This is a genomic window from Methylopila sp. 73B (assembly GCF_000526315.1).
Classification (GTDB): Bacteria; Pseudomonadota; Alphaproteobacteria; order Rhizobiales; family Methylopilaceae; genus Methylopila.
On sequence record NZ_JAFV01000001.1, the window covers coordinates 4,303,669 to 4,321,683 of the forward strand.

Genomic DNA, 18,015 nt, shown 5'->3' on the forward strand with positions numbered 1-18,015 from the left:
ACGCCCAGCTTCGCTGAGATAGCGGAGCATCGCGGCATAGGCCTCGGGCAGCGATCACCGCCTCGGCCGGAACGCGCTCTGGTCGATCCCGTGCCGCTTCAGCTTGTCGTACAGCGTCTTGCGCGGAACGCCGAGGGCCGCGAGCGTCGCCTGGATGTCGCCCTGCGTCGCGGCGAGCGCCTGGCGGATCTGCTCCGCCTCGAAGGCCTCGACCCTGTCTGGCAGGGCGCCACCGGGCGGGGCGGGGGGAGCGGGGGTGGCAGGCGGGCCGTCGTCGAGGCCGAGCGCCACCCGTTCCGCGTAATGCGCGAGCTCGCGCACGTTGCCGGGCCAGTTGTGCTCGTCGAGCTTCCGCCGGACCGTCGCGGTCATCGGCGGCGGTTCGCGGCGGAATCGCCGGGCGGCGCGATCGAGGAAGTGCGCGAACAGCAGCGGCACGTCATCCCGCCGGTCGCGCAGCGCCGGGATGCGGATCGTCGCTACGTGCAACCTGTAGTAGAGGTCCTCGCGGAAGGCGTTGGTCCGCACGAGATCCAGCAGGTCGACCTTGGACGCCGCGGCCACCCGGATGTCGACCTTCCGCGTCTCGTTCATGCCCAGCGGCGTGACCTCGCGAGCCTCCAGCACGCGCAGGAACTTGATCTGCAGGGCGGGCGGCATGGCCTCGATCTCGTCGAGGAACAGCGTGCCGCCATGAGCGTGCTCGATCCGGCCCACGCGCTTCTTCACCGCTCCGGTGAAGGCGCCGGCCTCGTGGCCGAAAAGCTCGCTCTCGATGACGCTCTCCGGCAGGGCGCCGCAGTTCACGGCGACGAAGGGCCGGGCCGCCCGGGGGCTCCAGCGGTGGAGCGCGGTCGCGACCACCTCCTTGCCGGCGCCGGTCTCGCCCTCGATCAGCACGTCGACGTCGGCGTCGGCGATCTGGCGCAGCGTGGCGCGCAGCCGCTCCATCGCCGGCGTCCCGCCCAGCAGAGGCATGTCGGAGGCGCTGGTCTCCTCGGCGGCGCGCCGGAGGGCGCGGTTCTCCAGCACCAGGCGGCGCTTCTCCAGCGCGTGGCGGATCGGCCCAAGCAGCCGGTCGGCGGGGTAGGGCTTGGCCACGAAATCGTAGGCGCCCTCGCGCATCGCCTCGACGGCCATCGCGACGTCGCCATGGCCGGTGATGAGGATGACCGGAAGGTCGGGATCGATCGCCCGCAGGCGACGGAACAGCTCCAGCCCGTCGATCCCCGGCATGCGCACGTCGGTGACCACCACGCCGGGGAAGCTCGCGTCGAGCGCGCCGAGCGCCGCGGTCGCGGAGGGGAAGGGCGCGACCGCGAAGCCCGCCAGCGTCAGCGCCTGCGCGTTCGCCGCGCGCAGCGTCTCGTCGTCGTCGATGAAGGCGACATCCATCAGGCGAGCCTCGGCAGGGTGACGGTGAAAACCGCGCCGCCGCGGTTCTCGGCGGCGAGGCGGCCGCCGAACTCGGCGACGATGTCGTGCGAGATGACGAGGCCGAGGCCGAGGCCCGCCGGCTTCGTCGTGGTGAAGGGCATGAACAGCGCGCCCATCACCGCGTCCGGCAGGCCGGGGCCGTTGTCGGCGACGGTTACGACGACGCTGTCCTCGGTCACGGCCGCGGAGAGCGCGATGCGGCCGCCTGGCCGATGCGCCAGCGCGTCGAGGGCGTTCTGCAGCAGGTTGACGAAGACCTGCTCGAGCCGGACGCGCTCGCCCGCCACCGTCACGTCGTCGGCGAGGTCGAGATCGAGCGTTACGTTCTGCTCGCGCAGGCGATGGCCGACCAGCAGCAGCGCGCCGTCGACGGCGGCGCGGAGCGAAACCGGCTCCGTCGCTCCCTTGGTCTTGCGCGCGAAGGCGCGCAGCTCGCCGGTGATCGCGCCGATCCGCTCGGTGAGGGCGGCGATGGTCGCGAGGTTGTCCGCCGCGGCGCCGGGCTGGGCGCGGTCTAGGAAGGTCCGGGCGTTGTCGGCGAAGGTGCGGATGGCCGCGACCGGCTGGTTGATCTCATGCGCGACGCTCGCGGCGATCTGGCCGAGCACGGCGAGCTTGCTCGCCTGCACCAGCTCGTCCTGGAGGTCCTGCAGCGCCGCCTCCGCGCGGCGGCGTTCGTCGATCTCGGCGCGGAGCTCCAGGGTGCGCGCCTCGACCCGCTCCTCGAGCTCGCGCCGGGCCGCGCCTTGCGCCGCGCGCTCGTCGGCGAGCCTCCGGCGTCGGGACAGCGCGATCCCGATCGCGCCGAGCGCGAGCACGCCGGCGAGCAGCGCGGAGGCGCGCGCGGCCGTCCGCGCCAGCGCGACCGAGGGCGCGGTCGGCGCCAGAACGTGCAGCGTCCAGGAGGTCGTGGGCGCAGGCGCCGCGGCCTCGACGAAGCTGCGGGCGCTCGCGCCCTCGCTCGCCGTCGCCCGCACGAGGCCGTCGCCGGCTGGGCTGATCGGCAGGAGGTCCAGCGGCGCGGCGCCGAACTGAAGGCTCGCCCTGAGCTCCGCGCGCCGCTCCTCCGGGATCGGCGCGGTCGCCCGGAAGCGCCAGTCAGGCTCGCTCGCGATCAGCACGATCGAACGGTCGTCGGTGACGAAAGTCGGTTCGGCGAAGCGCCGCCACTCCGTCTCCAGCGCCTCGAACTCGGCCTTCACCACGATCACGCCGAGCGGTCCGCGGGCGCCGTCGATGCGGCGGGTGAGATAGAGGCCGGCCTTGCCGCTGACGGTGCCGAGCGCGAAATGCTCCGCGGCGCCGTCCGCCATCGCGCGGCTGTAGTAGGGCCGGAACGCGTAATCGGACCCGACGAAGCTCGTCGGCGTGCCGGCGTTGCTGGCGGCGAGGGTCAGTCCCTTGGCGTCGAGCAAATAGATCGCGCCGGCGCGAGTCGCCTCCGCCAGCGTCCAGAACTTGGCGTCGAGGGCGGCGAGCCGGCCGGCGTCGCGGCTTTCGAGCGCGAGGCGCACGTCCGGGTCCTGCGCCAGCACCACGGGAAGGATGCGCTGCTTCTCGATCTCGCTGCGGAGGGCCGAAATCCGCAGGTCCGCGGCCGCCTGCGCCGCGGCGACCAGGTTGGACCGCGCCCAGCGCTCGCCGGCGTAATCCGCGCCGCGGTCGAGCGCGATGAGCGTAGCGGCGGCGAGCAGGGCCAGCGTCCAACCCAACCATCGGCGTTCTGCGATCACGGCAGCCCGGCCCTCGCTCCCATCTGTGCGGATTCTCGCACGATCTAAGCCGACGAGTTGTGTGGTGTTCCGCACATCGTGTCGAGGCGGATTTTTAGGCGCTGACAAGATCAAAGGAATTTCAACTGCTTGAAGGCGTCTCTGCGTTTTGGCGCGGCTGGCATGCGGTTTGCGCATGGAATGGCGCGACGTCGGCTTGACGCCGCCCCGCAACGCCACATCCGACCGCAACGGCGCCGGCCCCCACAAGGCGACGACGGTCGACCAAGGAGGACAGATCATGGCGATCGCCATCCCAGCCGCGGCTCCCGCCGCCGCGCCCCGCAAGTTCTACCAGCACCTCTACGTCCAGGTTCTCGTCGCGATCGCGGCGGGCGTGGCGCTCGGGCATTTCTACCCGAGCGTCGGCGCCGACCTGAAGCCTCTCGGCGACGCCTTCATCAAGCTGGTGAAGATGGTCATCGCCCCCGTGATCTTCCTCACCGTGGTGACCGGCATCGCGGGCATGCGGGACATGGGCAAGGTCGGCCGCGTCGCCGGCAAGGCCATGCTCTACTTCCTCACCTTCTCCACGCTGGCGCTGATCATCGGGCTGGTCGTCGGCAACGTGGTGCAGCCGGGCGCCGGCCTCAACATCAACCCGGCCTCGCTCGACCCGAAGGCGGTCGCCGACTACGCCGCCAAGGCCCACGACACGACGATCGTCGGCTTCCTCACCAACATCATCCCCAACACGCCGGTCAGCGCGCTCGCCTCGGGCGACATCCTGCAGGTGCTGTTCTTCGCGGTTCTGTTCGGCGTCGCGCTGGGCGCGGTCGGCGACAAGGGCGAGCCGGTGATGACCGTCCTCGTCTCGCTGTCGCAGGCGATGTTCAAGCTGGTCTCGATCCTGATGAAGGCCGCTCCGATCGGCGCCTTCGGCGCGATGGCCTTCACCATCGGCAAGTACGGCATCGGTTCGGTCGCGAACCTCGCGATGCTCGTCGGCACCTTCTACCTGACGTCGCTGCTGTTCGTGTTCATCGTCCTGGGCGCGGTCGCCCGCTACAACGGCTTCTCGATCCTCGCGCTGCTCCGCTACATCAAGGAGGAGCTGCTGCTGGTGCTTGGCACCTCGTCGTCGGAAGCGGCGCTGCCGTCGCTGATGGAGAAGATGGAGAAGGCCGGCGCCGCCAAGTCGGTGGTCGGCCTGGTCATCCCCACGGGTTATTCGTTTAACCTCGACGGCACCAACATCTACATGACGCTCGCGGCGCTGTTCATCGCGCAGGCGACCGGCATCGAGCTCAGCCTCGCCGATCAGGTGCTGCTGCTGCTCGTCGCCATGCTGAGCTCCAAGGGCGCAGCCGGCATCACCGGCGCAGGCTTCATCACCCTGGCCGCCACGCTGTCGGTGGTGCCCTCCGTGCCGGTCGCCGGCATGGCGCTGATCCTCGGCATCGACCGCTTCATGTCCGAGTGCCGCGCGCTGACGAACCTCGTCGGCAACGCGGTCGCGACGATCGTGGTCGCCCGCTGGGAGGGCGAGCTCGACGCGGACAAGCTGCGCGCCGCGCTCGCCGGCGAGCCGACCGCGCTCGAAGCCCCGTCTCCCGCTCCGGCGCTCGTTCCGGCGGAGTGACCGGCTATGCGGACGCGGGGGGTGGACCCCCGCGCCGCGCCGTGACAGATCCTCGAACGCCCCGGCTCCCGAGCCGGGGCGTTCGTCGTTTCGGGCTGCGCGCCAATGTCGCTCGGACCGGGCCCAAGAAACCCGCGCCGCCGCCTGTGAAATCGTCCAAGCTTCCGCCATGAGCCTACGCCCCGACCTTGACCTGATCGTGCAGGAGCTCGCCGACGAGATGCGCCGGCGGCCGGACCGCGGCGAGGTCGCGACCTACATTCCCGAACTTGCGCGGGTCGATCCGTCGGCCTTCGGCATGGTCGTCATCGACGGCGACGGCCGCGTCAGCGCGGGCGGCGACAGCGACATGCCGTTCTCGATCCAGAGCGTCTCGAAGGTCTTCACCCTGACGCTGGCGCTCGGCAAGGCGGGCGACCGGCTGTGGCGGCGCGTCGGGCGGGAGCCCTCGGGCAGCCCGTTCAACTCGATCGTCCAGCTGGAGCGCGAGCACGGCGTGCCGCGCAATCCCTTCATCAACGCCGGCGCGATCGCCGTCACCGACGCGATCGTCTCGGGCCACCAGCCGCGCGAGGCGCTGGGCGAGATCCTGCGCTTCATGCAGTTCCTGGCCGACGACGACACCATCACGATCGACGAGGCGGTGGCGGCGTCGGAGCAGCGCACCGGCTTCCGCAACGCCGCGCTCGCGAACTACATGAAGTCGTTCGGCGTGATCGAGAACCCGGTCGACTACACGCTGGGGGTCTACTTCCACCACTGCGCCATCGCCATGTCGTGCCGGCAGCTCGCGATGGCCGGGCGATTCCTCGCCCACTCCGGGGTGCAGCCCTCGACCGGGCGCTCGGTGGTGACGCCGGAACGCGCCCGCCGCATCAACGCGATCATGCTGACCTGCGGGCACTACGACGGCTCGGGCGAATTCGCCTACCGCGTCGGCCTGCCGGGCAAGAGCGGGGTCGGCGGCGGCATTCTGGCGGTCGCGCCGGGCAAGGCCTCGATCGCCGTCTGGTCGCCGGGCCTCGACGCCTCCGGAAACTCGCATCTCGGACGCATCGCGCTTGAAGCGCTTGTGAAGCGCACGGGCTGGTCGATTTTCGGCGTCTAGCTACATAGCGGGGGCCTTCCGCGCGTGGCGCGGGCCCTCCCATCCGCTGACCGCGCGCCGCGGTCTCAGGACCACACCCGACGGCGCCGACAGAAGGGCCCGATGGCCGACGCCTCCGCTCGAATCGCCGCCCTTCGGGCTTACGGGGTCCTGGACACCCCGCCGGAGCCGCGGTTCGACGACATCGCGCGGCTGGCCGGCGTGATCTGCCACGCGGCTCAGGCCGTGGTCAGCTTCGCGGACGCCGAGCGGCATTGGTACAAGGCGCATGTCGGCGTCGACGTCGAAGAGGTCGCATGGAGCGACGCCATCTGCTCGTATGTGGTCGAAAACGACCTCGACGAGCTCGTGGTCGACAATCTCGCGGCCGACGACCGGTTCCGCCACAAGGGCGTGGTGACCAGGGCTCCGTTCTTCCGTTTCTATGCGGGCGTCGCCATGCGCACGCCCTCCGGCCAGATGATCGGAACGGTCTGCGTCGGCGACGGCGTTCCGCGGAAGGGCGGCCTGACGCCGGCGCAGCTCGGCGGCCTGCACGCGCTCGCCCGGCACGCCATGGCGCTCGTCTGGGCGCGCACGATGATCATCGGCCCCGTCGCGGCGACCTGAGGCCTGCGGGCGACAAACCGAAGGCGACGGCGAACGAACCGCCGCCGAGGTCGTTTGGCTCCCGACGACAGGAGCAGACACCATGACTTACCCCACCCCGCCGTTCCCGCGGCAGTCTCAGTCCTTTCCGGGCAAGACCTCCGGCATGGACCCCAAGCCGGACCACGGCGAGACCAGCTACCGCGGCTCCGGACGTCTCTCGGGCAAGAAGGCGATCATCACCGGCGGCGACAGCGGCATCGGCCTCGCCGTCGCGATCGCCTTCGCGCGCGAGGGCGCCGACCTCGTCATCGTCCACCTTCCCGCCGAAACCGAAGACGCCGCCGCTTGCCGGGCGCTGATCGAGGACGCGGGGCGCAAGGCCGTGATGCTGCCGGGCGACGTCAGCGACGCGGGCTTCCGCAAGGCGGTCGTGGAGCGCGCCGTCGCCGAGCTTGGCGGCGTCGATGTGCTGGTGAACAACGCCGCCTACCAGAAGCCCTACCAGTCGATCGAGGAGATCACGCTGGAGGAGTGGGAGAAGACCTTCGCGGTCAACGTCCACGCCTATTTCCACCTGACCCAGCTCGCGGTGGCGCACATGGGCCAGGGCGGCTCGATCATCAACACCGCGTCGATCAACTCCAAGGATCCGACGCCGATGCTGCTGCCCTACGCCGCGACCAAGGGCGCGATCGCCAACATGACGCTCGGTCTCGCCGGGCTCCTGGGAGAGCGCGGGATCCGCGTCAACGCGGTGCTGCCCGGCCCGATCTGGACGCCGTTCATTCCCGCCGGCATGCCGCCCGAGGCCGTCGAGACCTTCGGCGCGAAGACGCCGATGGGACGCCCCGGCCAGCCGGCGGAGCTCGCCTCGGCCTACGTCATGCTCGCCTCCGACGAGTCGAGCTACACCTCCGGCGCGCTGCTCACGGTCGCGGGCGGCCAGGCGGTGCTTTGACCCGCCGCCGGCCGGAACGGCCGCCGTCGCGGACCGTTCACCCTGCGGGACGCGCGCGGCGCGCCCCGCAGTGAGCGGAGAGGCGGCCCCATGGCGCGCGAGACCCATATCGAAGCCTATGACGGTCCCGCCGGCGGATGGGGTTCGGCGAAATCCGTCGGGCGCTACGTGCTGGGCGAGGGCTCGCCGCTGCGGACCACCGCCGCGCTCGCCAAGCAGAACAAGGTCGGCGGCTTCGCCTGCGTCAGCTGCGCCTGGTCGAAGCCCCGCGATCCCAACGTGTTCGAGTTCTGCGAGAACGGCGCCAAGGCGACCGCCTGGGAGCTGACGTCGAAGGCGATCGACGCCAGCTTCTTCGCGCGCCACACCCTGCGCGAGCTGGAGCACTGGTCCGACTTCGCGCTGGAGGATCAGGGCCGCCTGACCGAGCCGCTGAAGTACGACGCGGCGAGCGACCGCTACCTCCCCATCGCCTGGAAGCAGGCCTTCGCCGAGATCGGCGCCGAGCTGAACGCGATCGATCCGAAGGCCGCGGTGTTCTACGCCTCGGGCCGGGCGTCGCTGGAGACGTCCTACCTCTACCAGCTGTTCGCGCGGATCTACGGCACCAACAACCTGCCGGACTCCTCCAACATGTGCCACGAGAGCACGTCCGTCGCGCTGCCGGAGAGCATCGGCGTGCCGGTCGGCACCGTCTTCCTCGAGGATTTCGAGACCACCGACTTCATCTTCTTCTTCGGCCAGAACGTCGGCTCCAACGCGCCGCGGATGCTGCATCCGCTGCAGGAGGCGCGGAAGCGCGGCGTGCCGATCATCACCTTCAACCCCTTGCGGGAGCGCGGGCTGGAGCGCTTCACCAACCCGCAGGCACCGACCGAGATGCTGACGGGGGCCGAGACGACGATTTCGACTCAGTACTGCCAGGTCAAGGCCGGCGGCGACCTCGCCGCCCTGTTCGGTCTCGCCAAGGCCCTGATCGCGCTCGACGACGCGGCGGCCGAGGCGAGCGGGCCGGCGGTGCTCGACCACGGCTTCATCGCCGAGCACACCCACGGCTTCGAGGCCTTCGCCGCCGCCTGCCGCGCGCGCGGCTGGGGGGAGATCGAGCGGGGCTCGGGGCTCTCCCGCGCCGAGCTGGAGCAGGCCGCCGGAACTTACGCCCGCTCGACCGCGGCGATCGCCGTCTACGGCATGGGCCTCACCCAGCACCGCACCGGCGTCGAGAACGTCCAGATGCTGGCGAACCTTCTGCTGTTGAAGGGCAACATCGGCCGCCCCGGCGCGGGCATCTGCCCCGTGCGCGGGCACTCCAACGTGCAGGGCCAGCGCACGGTCGGGATCACCGAGAAGACCAAGCTCGCGCCGCTCGACCGGCTGAAGGAGCTCTACGATTTCGAACCGCCGCGCGAGGACGGCATGGCGACGGTCGACGCCTGCGAGGGCATGGTCGCGGGGACGGTCGAGGCCTTCGTCGCCCTCGGCGGCAACTTCCTGCGCGCGATCCCCGAGACCGAGGCGATGGAGACGGCATGGCGAAAGCTCCGGCTCTCCGTCCAGATCGCCACCAAGCTGAACCGTAGCCACGTCGTCCACGGCCGCGCGGCCTATCTGCTGCCGTGCCTTGGCCGGATCGAGATCGACCGGCAGGCGAGCGGCCCGCAGATGCTGTCGGTCGAAGATTCGAGCTCGCACTTCCATGGGTCGCGCGGCCTCGTCGACCCGGTCGCGGCGACGCTCAAGTCGGAGCTTGCGATCGTCGCGGGGATCGCGGAGGCGACGCTGCCCCCGAACCCCAAGGTCAACTGGAAGGGCTGGACCGCCGACTACGCAAAGGTGCGCGACGCGATCGAGGCGACCTATCCGAAGGTGTTCCCGGGGTTTAACGCGCGCCTCGACACGCCCGGCGGCTTCCCCAAGCCGATCGCCGCGCGCGAGCGGGAGTGGAGCACCTCGACGGGAAAGGCGAACTTCATCTTCCCCGAGAGCCTCGACGAGAACCCGGACATGCCGGCGCCGAACCCGGACGTGCTGCGCCTCATCACGCTGCGGTCGAACGACCAGTTCAACACGACGATCTACGGCTTCGACGACCGGTTCCGCGGCGTCGACGGCACCCGCATGGTGGTGTTCATGAACGCGGCCGACATCGCGCGACTGGGCTTCGCCGACGCCGGGACGGTCACGATGACGACGGCGGCCGACGACGCGCTGCGCGAGGTCGCGGGCTTCCGCATCGTCGCCTACGACATCCCCGAGGGCTGCTGCGCGGCTTATTACCCCGAGTGCAACCCGTTGATCCCGCTGTGGCATCACGCCAAGGGCTCGAAGGTGCCGGCCGCGAAGTCGATCCCGGTGACGCTCCGCGCGGCCGGATGAGCGCTGCGCGATCGTCCGATCCGGACAGTTCGCTCACCCGCGGTTGTGCAGGATGCGCCCGATCAGGTTCAGCAGCACCTGCGCCGCGAGGATCGAAGTGACGCCCGCGGGATCGTATTCGCGGGCGACCTCGACGAGGTCAACGCCGACCACCGTCCCGCGCTTGGTGATCCCGTCGAGCAGCTCCAGCACCTCGTAATAGGTGAAGCCGCCATGGCTCGGCGTGCCGGTGCCGGGCGCGATCGAAGGGTCGAAGCCGTCGATGTCGATCGTCAGGTAGTAGCGCTTGCCCGCCGGAATGCACTCCAGAACCGCGTCCACGCCGAGCTTGCGGATCTGGCGCACCGACAGGATGTCGGAGCCCATCGCCCGCGCGTCGTCGTAGCCCTCGCGGGCGGTGGAGGAAACGTTGCGGATGCCGAGCTGGGTGAGGCCGGTGACGTAAGGCCGCTCCGCCGCGCGCCGCATCGGATTGCCGTGGCCGTAGCGCACGCCGTGGCGCTCGTCGACGAAGTCGAGATGGGCGTCGAACTGGATGAGGTGGATCGGCTCTTCGTCCGAGAACGCGGCGATGCAGGGGATGTTGACGGAGTGGTCGCCGCCGAGCGTCACCGGCAGCGCGCCGCGTTTAAGGATCTTGCGCACCGCCGCCTCGATGTTGGCGTGGCTCTGCAGCGTGTCGGTGTGGATCATGTCGGCGTCGCCGACGTCGACGATGCGCGCCTGGCCCGCGGGCAGGTAGACGACGTCGTCCTCGTGGTCGTAGGCGCCGGCGTGGCCGAAGGCGAACAGCGTCGAGGCCTCGCGGATCGCGCGTGGGCCCGACCGCGCCCCCGAGCGCCACTGCGTGCCGAGGTCGAACGGCGCGCCGAGGATGGCGACGTCCGCGTCCAGCCGGTCCCAGTCGAGACAGAGCGGATATTTGCCGAAGGTCGCGACGCCCACGAAGGGCAGGTCGAGCCGTCCGGCGTCGTAGCCGTGAGCCATGAGCTAGTGTCCTTCAGACCGCTTCTTCGCCGCGAGGCTGTCCGCCACCACGCAGAGCAGCTCGAACATCATCGTCGCGCCGGTCATGGCGGTGAGGCCGGAGGGGTCGAACGGCGGCGCGACCTCGACAAGGTCCGCGCCGACCACGTCGAGTCCGCCGAGACGCCGCACCAGGGCTTGGGCCTCGCGCGTCGAGAGGCCGCCGATCTCCGGCGTGCCGGTGCCGGGCGCCTGCGAGGGGTCGATCGCGTCGATGTCGAAGCTGACGTAGGTCGGCCCGTCGCCGAGGATCGCGCGGGCCTCGTCCATCACGTCGTCGACGCCGCGCGCGAGAAACTCCTCGATGAAGATCATCCGGACGCCCGCGGCTTTGGCGAAGTCGAAGCTCGCGGGATCGGCCACCGAGCCGCGCAGGCCGATCTGCACCATGCGCCGGGGGTCGACGAGGCCTTCCTCGATCGCCCGGCGGAACGGCGTGCCGTGGTTGTACTTCTGGCCGAAGAAGCTGTCGTAGGTGTCGGAGTGGGCGTCGAACTGGATCAGGCCCACGGCCGCGCCCTTGGACAGTCCGCGCAGGATCGGCAGCGTGATGAGGTGGTCGCCGCCGCCGGTGATCGGGATCGCGCCGGCTTCCGACACGCCGGCGTAGTGCGCCTCGATCAGGCGCAGGCTCTCCATCAGGTCGAGCGGATGGGTCGGGCAGTCGCCGCAGTCGCCGACGCGGACGAGGTCGTAGGGCGAACGGCCCGTGACATGGTGGTGCCGTCGCACCAGGCTCGACTGGTTGCGCAACTCGCGCGGGCCGTGGCGCGTGCCCGCCCGGTTGGTCACGCCGCCGTCGAACGGCGCGCCGATCAGCGCGACGTCGACGTCGGCCGGGTCCGTCACCGGCAGGCGCATGAAGGTCGGCAGGCCGGCGAAGCGCGGCGTCACGCTGGTGTCAAGCGGCTGCGGCCAAGGGGCGCCGGCGGCGGTCGGATCGGTCATCTCTGAAGCTCCGGGCCGCTCAGAGGCCGAACTCTTTGCGGACGGCGGCGGTGATCAGGGCGACGTGGTCGTCCATCAGCCACTGGCCCTTCTCGGCCGTGGACCCCTGCGCGATCGCGAGCACGCCGGAGGCCGGCACGAAGCCCTCCGGCACGGGAAAGCGGTCGTAGGTCGGGAATTTCGCCGGGCCGTCGGTCGGCGCCTTGTCGATCTCCACCAGCTCCGGGCGCAGCAGCATCATCAGCGAGGTCTCGAGCAGGCTGGCGTGCTCCAGCTCGGTGCCGGGGAAGCCGTCCGGGAACAGCCGGTCGAGCGTCTCGCGCCGCACGAAATCCCAGTATTCGAAGCGCATCGCCTGCATGTCGGCGATCCCGTCGCGGCGAAGCTCGCGCAGGCCGAGGTCGAGGCCCTCGACCGAGGGCCAGGCGTTCTCGAAGTGGCCGACCACCAGCACGATGCGGCGGACGCCGTGATGGCCGAGGCCGCGGATGACGTCGCGCACCACGAGGGAGAAGGTGTTGGCGTCGAGGCTCACCGTGCCGGGAAACAGCTCGCCGCCGCCCGAGCGCGGCATCGATTTGTAGCCGTAGGGAATGGTCGGGGCGACGAGACCGCCGACCGCGCGCGCGACCCGCTCGCAGACGCCGGTCGGCAGCACCACGTCGACGCCGAGCGGCAGGTGCGGCCCGTGCTGCTCGGTCGCGCCGAGCGGCAGGAACACGGGGGCGCCCCCGGCGATCTTGGCCTCGAACTCCGGCCAGCTCAGCTCGGACATGAAAACGCTGTCGACCATGCGGGGCGGCCCTTCAATGCATCGCGGCGCCGCCGTCGACGCTGACGCATTGGCCCGTCATGAACGTCGTGTGGCGGCTGGTGAGGAACAGGATCGCCTCGGTCAGCTCGTGCGGCTGGCCGATGCGGTTGAGCGGGTTGCGCGTCTCGACCGCGAGCTCCTCCGGCGACATCGCGCCGGCGTCGAGCAGCGGGGTGTCGACCGGGCCGGGCGCGATGGCGTTGACCAGCACGCGGGGGCCGAGCTCGCGCGCCCAGGAGCGCGTCAGCGCCAGCACCGCGCCCTTGGTCGCGCAGTAGCCCGAGGCGCCGGCGCGGCCGAGGTAGCCGAGTTCGGAGGCCACGTTGACGATCTTGCCGCCCTCGGGGCCGAAATGCTTCACCGCCTCCCGCGCGGCCAGGATCAGGCCCTTGAGGTTCACGGCGACCATCAGGTCGAAGGCGGCGAAGTCGAACGCCGCGAGGGAGGAGCCGCGGTAGACGCCGGCGCAGTTCACCACGGCGTCGATCCCGCCGAGCGACTCCGCCGCCTCGGCCATGGCGGCGATCATGTCGGCCTCGTCCGAGACGTCGGCGGTGATCGTGAGGAAGGGCGCGTCGGCGGGCGACAGGTCGATCCCGGCGACCTTGGCCCCGGCCTCAGCCAGCCGCAGGGCGCCCGCGCGGCCGATGCCGCTCGATGCGCCGGTCACCACCACCTTGAGGCCCTTATGCGCGCTCACCACGGCGCTTCTCCCCGGTCGACGCCGAGGCTCTGCCCCGTCACGCTCGCCGCGAGGTCGGAGGCGAGGAACAGGTAGGGGCCGGCGACGTCCTCCGGCTCCATGAAGCCGGGCAGCGCCTGCGCGGCCACGACCGCGTCGAGCAGGGCCTCCTCCGGGGTTCCCGAGCGCTCGGACATGCGCTGGAGCGAGCGCAGCGAAGCCTCGGTCCGCACCCAGCCCGGGCACACCGCGTTGACCGTGATCCCGCGCGGCCCGAGCTCCTTCGCCCAGGTCTTGGTGAGGCCGATGACCGCATGCTTCGACGCGACGTAGCCGCCGAACGCCGCTTCCGCGGTGCGCGACCAGACCGAGGCGGTGTTGATGACCCGTCCGCCGGACGAGAGCTTCGGCAGCAGCGCGCGCGTCATCAGGAACATGCCGGTGACGTTGATCTCGAGGATCCGGCGGAAGGTCGCCTCGTTCTCGGCGCTGGCGTCGTCGAGCGGCGTCAGGCGCTCGTAGCCGGCGTTGTTGACCAGCACGTCGAGCTTCGGCAGCGCGGCGGCGAAGGCTTCGACATCGGCCGATCGGGTGACGTCGACCTCGTGGCCGCGGGCGCCGAGGCGTTCCGCCTCCTCATGGATCGCCGGGTCGTCGGCGAGCATGATCAGCTCGGCGCCGGCGGCGGAGAAGGCGCGGGCGATCCCGAGCCCGATGCCGCGGCTCGAGCCGGTGACGACGACCGTGCGCCCGGCGAGCCCCTCGAGGTTCACAGCTCGTCTCCCGCGGCCGTCCGCACCAGGCCGATGGTCTCGCGGCGAAGAGCGAAGAAGTCCTCGCCGTCGCGGATCTCCAGCGTCCGCTCCTCCCCGAGCCGGCTGCGGACGTCGATCTCGGCGACGATCCGGGTGGGGCGCTTCGAGAACACCACCACGCGGTCGGCCAGGAACAGGGCCTCCTCGACGTCATGGGTGACGAACACGATGGTCTTGGCGTCGCGCCGCTGGATGCGCCGCAGCTCGGTCTGCAGCTGTTCGCGCCGGAGCGCGTCGAGGGCGCCGAAGGGCTCATCCATCAGCAGCACGTCGGCGCCGGCCGCGAGCGTGCGGGCGATCGCGATGCGCTGGCGCATGCCGCCGGAGACCTGGCTCGGGAAGTGGTCGGAGAACTCGTAGAGGCCGACGAGGTCGAGGTAACGCTCTGCCCGCACCGCCTTCTCGTCCTCGGACAGGTCGTGGCGGTACTTCAGCCCGAAGGCGACGTTCTGGGCGACGGTGAGCCATGGGAACGACGAGTAGGACTGGAACACCATGCCCCGCCGCCGGTCCGGCGCGCCGACGGGCTCTCCCTCCAGCCGGATCTCGCCGGAGGTCGGCTGGTCGAGCCCGCCGATCATCCGCATCAGCGTGGTCTTGCCGCAGCCGGAGGGGCCGAGGAACACCACGAACTCGTGCCGGTCGATCGCGAGGTTGAACGGCGTCTCGACCACCGGCACGGCACCGAAGCTCTTGGTGACCTGATCGAACTGGAGATGGGCGGTCACGACGCGTGCCTCTCGTTTCGCTGTTCGACCTCTGACGCTGGCCCACTGGCGTCCCTCCCTCGCAGAGGGGAGGGTGGACGGCCGAAGGCCGGCCGGGTGGGGTGGTTTCCGCAGACGGCGCGCCCAACGCCCGAGACCCCACCCGACCCTTCGCTGCGCGAAGGGCCACCCTCCCCAAGCTGCGCTTGAGGAGGGACGCCCGCGCCCTGCACAATGCGTGGAGGAGTCGAAGCGGCCATCACAGGTACCGGAAGGCGCGGCGGTGGATGAGCCGCAGCAGCTGGTCGGTGGCGAGGCCGATGACGCCGATGAGCACGACGCCGGCCATCACCTCGGGCGTCTTCATGTAGCGGCGCGCCGCCCAGATCACGAAGCCGAGGCCGGAGTCCGCCGCGACGATCTCGGCGATGATCAGGTAGGTCCAGCACCAGCCGAGGGTGATGCGCAGGTTGTCGACGAGCCCCGGCAGCATGGCGCGGAAGGCGACGTCCTTCAGCACCTGGCCCTGGTTCGCGCCGACGGTGTAGGCGATCTCGACGTACTCCTGCGGCACGCGGCGCATGTCGTCGGCCACCAGCAGCACCAGTTGGAAGAAGGTCCCGAGCCACAGCAGAAAGATCTTGGTCTCCTCGCCGACGCCGAACCAGATGATCGCGAGCGGCACCAGCGCCGGGACCGGAAGGTAGCGGATGAAGTCGATCGCGGGCTCCAGCGCCGCGCCGATCACACGGTAGCCGCTCATCGCGACGCCGATCGGGATGGCGAGCAGCGCCGCCAGCAGGAAGGCGCCCCAGACCCGGAGCGTGGAGACCCAGGCGTGCCAGAGCAGGTGCTGGTCCGAGATCATCCGCCCCATGGCGGAGAGGATCGCGCTGGGGGAGGGGAAGAACAGCGGCGTGGTGAGTCCGAGGCGGGCGACGAACTCCCAGACGAGCACGATCGCGACGCTGGCGCCGACCGCGATCGCCGGGCCCCACCCGCGCGGCAGCGGCGTCCTGAGCCGCAGAAGCCCGCGGGAGGCGCGCTTCCGGGGGCGCGCGACCGCCGCGGGGGGCGCGGCGGTCGCGGCGGCCTCGGGCCGGGAGATCGTCTCCGCCACCGCGCTCACTTCGCGCCGGAGATCGCGGCCATGACCGAGGGGTCGATCTGCTGCTTGGCGTCGAGCTTCACGTCCGCCGACTTGTAGTCGAGGTTGAGCTGCATGACGGTGTCGAAGATCTCGTAGAGCTTGCCCGGCTTCTCGGGCGTCCCGAGCATCGCCGCGGTCGCCGCCTTGTCGGTGAACTCAAGGCTGGTGTCGAAGATCTCCTTCACCTCCTTGTCGCTCAGGTTGTAGTGCGGCGCCGCCAGCTTGATGAACTCAGCCGGGTCGCTCTTGTAGAGGTCGATCGCCTTGAAGATGCCCGTCAGGAAGTGCTGGTACTTGACCGGGTTTTTCTTCAGGTCGTCCTGCCGGACGTCGATGATGTCGACAACGATGTCGCTGTCCTTGGACGAGATCAGCAGCTTGCCGTTGCGCTGGGTCTGTGAGGAGAGCGCCTGCGACATCACCGGCTCGTAGGTGCCGATCGCGTCGATAGAGCTGTCCGCGAACACCGCCACGGTGTCCTGCGTCATGATCTCCTTGATCTTCAGGTCGTCGAGGGTCATGCCCTCCTTCTTCAGCGCGAGCTGCAGCAGCAGGCGGGCCGGAATGTTGGGCTCGATCGCGACGGTCTTGCCCTTCAGCTCCTTCACCGAGCCGATCTTGCCGTCGGCGATCACGCCGTCGCCGCCGACCGACATGTCGATGGTGCCGATGATGACGCCCGGCGTGGAGGCGTCGCGCGGGCGGCCCTGGTGCTCGCCGACGGTGCGCATGTCGACTTCGACGTCGCCCCGCGTCATGGCGGCGAGCACGTTCGAGCGGTCGTCCTCGAAGCGCATCTCGACCTCGATCCCGAGCTCCTTGAAGTAGCCCTTGTCGATGGCGACGAACACCGGCGCGTAGCCGGTCCAGGTCGGGGCCAGCACGCGGATCTTGTTGTCCGCGGCGTGGGCCGTCCCGGCGAGGACGGCGAGCGACAAGGCGGCGGCGATCGTGATGCGCGTCATGCGGGCAAGCTCCGGGCGGGGACGATGGCCGGATGCTTGCGCGAATTCATATCGACGGAAATCATGAATGTTGAAATCTTACATCGAGGAATGTCGATGTGAGATCGGCTTCGGGCGAACCACAGGGAGCGGCATCGCATGCGCCGGCTGGACAACATCGATCTGCGGCTGCTGCGCGTGTTCGTGGCGCTCGCGGAGGCCGGCAGCTTCGCGGACGCGCAGGTCATCCTCAACCTGTCGCAGTCCACGCTCTCGACGCACCTTGCGGCGCTCGAGCGCAACATGGGCGGGCAGCTCTGCGAGCGCGGCCGCGCCGGCTTCAGGCTGACGCCGTTCGGGCAGTCGACCTACGCCGCCGCGAAGCGCCTGTTCGAGGACATCGACGCCTTCCAGAACCGCGTCGGCAGCGACCGCCAGCGCCTCGTCGGGCGCCTGCGCGTCGGGATCATCGACGGCGTGGTGACGAACGCGAAGCTCGGCCTGCAGACGGCCTTCAGCCGCTACATGGACTACGCCTCGGAGGTGTTCGTCGACCTTGAGCTCGGCACGCCGCTGGAGCTCGAGCAGGCGCTGATGGACGGGCGGCGCGACGTCATCATCGGCCCGTTCTCCCAGAAGGCGCCGGGCGTCGCCTACACCCCGCTCTGCCGGGAGCCGCATGCGCTCTACTGCGGCGCCGGGCACCCGTTGTTCGGCGTGAAGGACGTCCGCCACGCCGACATCGAGGCGGCGCTGTTCTCGGTCCGGCGCTACCGGCACCTGGACGACCTCTACCGGGTCAACCACCCGCGGGCGAGCGGCTCCATCCTCCACATGGAGGCCCAGGCGATGCTGATCCTGTCCGGCCGTTTCATCGGCTACCTGCCCCGCCACATCGGCGACGACTGGGCCTCGCGCGGCCAGATGAAGGCGATCAAGGCCGAGAGCTACGGCTTCGAATCCCAGCACTTCGTGGCGACGCGCCGGCTGAAGGGCGACGCGCCGCACGTCGACGCTTTCGTGGAGGAGCTGAAGCGCCAGTCGGCGGAGACCGGCGCTCTCGAAAAGCGCGCCGGCCGCAAGGCCTCGGCCCCTGCCGCCTGAG

The 18,015-nt window shown here is 70.4% G+C and carries 16 protein-coding genes; 6 read left to right on the plus strand and 10 right to left on the minus strand.

All coding sequences use genetic code 11. The annotated features are described in order from the left end of the window. Window positions 1–54 precede the first annotated feature (54 nt). Window positions 55–1,395, minus strand: a complete 1,341-nt coding sequence (locus K244_RS0120735; RefSeq protein ID WP_020188216.1) for a sigma-54 dependent transcriptional regulator — start codon at window positions 1,393–1,395, stop codon at window positions 55–57. Further along, window positions 1,395–3,149, minus strand: a complete 1,755-nt coding sequence (locus K244_RS0120740) for an ATP-binding protein (protein ID WP_020188217.1) — start codon at window positions 3,147–3,149, stop codon at window positions 1,395–1,397. Before K244_RS0120740 ends, K244_RS0120735 begins: the two co-directional genes overlap by 1 nt. Window positions 3,150–3,450: 301 nt before the next feature. Between K244_RS0120740 and K244_RS0120745 the strand changes: the two genes are divergently transcribed. The 5 genes from K244_RS0120745 (at window position 3,451) to K244_RS0120765 (ending at window position 9,824) form a co-directional block, all read left to right on the plus strand. Next, window positions 3,451–4,791 carry a dicarboxylate/amino acid:cation symporter gene (locus tag K244_RS0120745; RefSeq protein WP_155932069.1) on the plus strand — a complete coding sequence of 447 codons (1,341 nt, stop codon included), beginning with the start codon at window positions 3,451–3,453 and terminating at the stop codon, window positions 4,789–4,791. Between the two features lie 169 nt (window positions 4,792–4,960). After that, window positions 4,961–5,899 carry a glutaminase gene (locus K244_RS0120750; protein ID WP_020188219.1) on the plus strand — a complete coding sequence of 313 codons (939 nt, stop codon included), beginning with the start codon at window positions 4,961–4,963 and terminating at the stop codon, window positions 5,897–5,899. 102 nt (window positions 5,900–6,001) lie between these two features. Further along, window positions 6,002–6,508 carry a GAF domain-containing protein gene (locus K244_RS22405; RefSeq protein WP_020188220.1) on the plus strand — a complete coding sequence of 169 codons (507 nt, stop codon included), beginning with the start codon at window positions 6,002–6,004 and terminating at the stop codon, window positions 6,506–6,508. A gap of 82 nt (window positions 6,509–6,590) precedes the next feature. Beyond that, window positions 6,591–7,448: a glucose 1-dehydrogenase gene (locus K244_RS0120760; RefSeq protein ID WP_036305845.1), complete on the plus strand. Its 858-nt coding sequence runs from the start codon at window positions 6,591–6,593 to the stop codon at window positions 7,446–7,448. Between the two features lie 90 nt (window positions 7,449–7,538). Beyond that, window positions 7,539–9,824 carry an FdhF/YdeP family oxidoreductase gene (locus tag K244_RS0120765; protein WP_020188222.1) on the plus strand — a complete coding sequence of 762 codons (2,286 nt, stop codon included), beginning with the start codon at window positions 7,539–7,541 and terminating at the stop codon, window positions 9,822–9,824. A 33-nt stretch (window positions 9,825–9,857) separates the two neighbouring features. On the opposite strand, the gene speB (K244_RS0120770) is transcribed toward K244_RS0120765, so the two are convergent. The 8 genes from speB (K244_RS0120770) to K244_RS0120805 form a co-directional block, all read right to left on the minus strand. Further along, window positions 9,858–10,811 (minus strand): agmatinase, encoded by a 954-nt coding sequence (gene speB, locus K244_RS0120770; RefSeq protein WP_020188223.1) that lies wholly within the window; start codon window positions 10,809–10,811, stop codon window positions 9,858–9,860. Between the two features lie 3 nt (window positions 10,812–10,814). After that, window positions 10,815–11,798, minus strand: a complete 984-nt coding sequence (gene speB / locus K244_RS0120775) for an agmatinase (protein WP_020188224.1) — start codon at window positions 11,796–11,798, stop codon at window positions 10,815–10,817. 19 nt (window positions 11,799–11,817) lie between these two features. Further along, a complete protein-coding gene (locus K244_RS0120780) occupies window positions 11,818–12,591 on the minus strand; it encodes a creatininase (protein ID WP_020188225.1) in 774 nt (257 codons plus the stop codon). 13 nt (window positions 12,592–12,604) lie between these two features. Then, window positions 12,605–13,315: an SDR family oxidoreductase gene (locus tag K244_RS0120785; protein ID WP_020188226.1), complete on the minus strand. Its 711-nt coding sequence runs from the start codon at window positions 13,313–13,315 to the stop codon at window positions 12,605–12,607. After that, window positions 13,309–14,067 carry an SDR family oxidoreductase gene (locus K244_RS0120790; RefSeq protein ID WP_020188227.1) on the minus strand — a complete coding sequence of 253 codons (759 nt, stop codon included), beginning with the start codon at window positions 14,065–14,067 and terminating at the stop codon, window positions 13,309–13,311. Before K244_RS0120790 ends, K244_RS0120785 begins: the two co-directional genes overlap by 7 nt. After that, the gene (locus K244_RS0120795) at window positions 14,064–14,837 is read right to left on the minus strand and encodes an ABC transporter ATP-binding protein (protein WP_020188228.1); all 774 of its coding nucleotides are present in this window, start codon (window positions 14,835–14,837) and stop codon (window positions 14,064–14,066) included. The genes K244_RS0120790 and K244_RS0120795 overlap by 4 nt, the downstream gene beginning before the upstream one ends. Before the next feature lie 238 nt (window positions 14,838–15,075). Further along, the gene (locus tag K244_RS0120800; RefSeq protein ID WP_020188229.1) at window positions 15,076–15,936 is read right to left on the minus strand and encodes an ABC transporter permease; all 861 of its coding nucleotides are present in this window, start codon (window positions 15,934–15,936) and stop codon (window positions 15,076–15,078) included. A gap of 5 nt (window positions 15,937–15,941) precedes the next feature. Further along, entirely contained in the window at window positions 15,942–16,931 is a 990-nt protein-coding gene (locus K244_RS0120805; RefSeq protein ID WP_020188230.1) for an ABC transporter substrate-binding protein, read from the minus strand. Between the two features lie 138 nt (window positions 16,932–17,069). Here K244_RS0120805 and K244_RS0120810 point away from each other — a divergent pair, with 138 nt between their 5' ends. After that, window positions 17,070–18,014: a LysR family transcriptional regulator gene (locus K244_RS0120810; protein WP_020188231.1), complete on the plus strand. Its 945-nt coding sequence runs from the start codon at window positions 17,070–17,072 to the stop codon at window positions 18,012–18,014. Window position 18,015 lies beyond the last annotated feature (1 nt).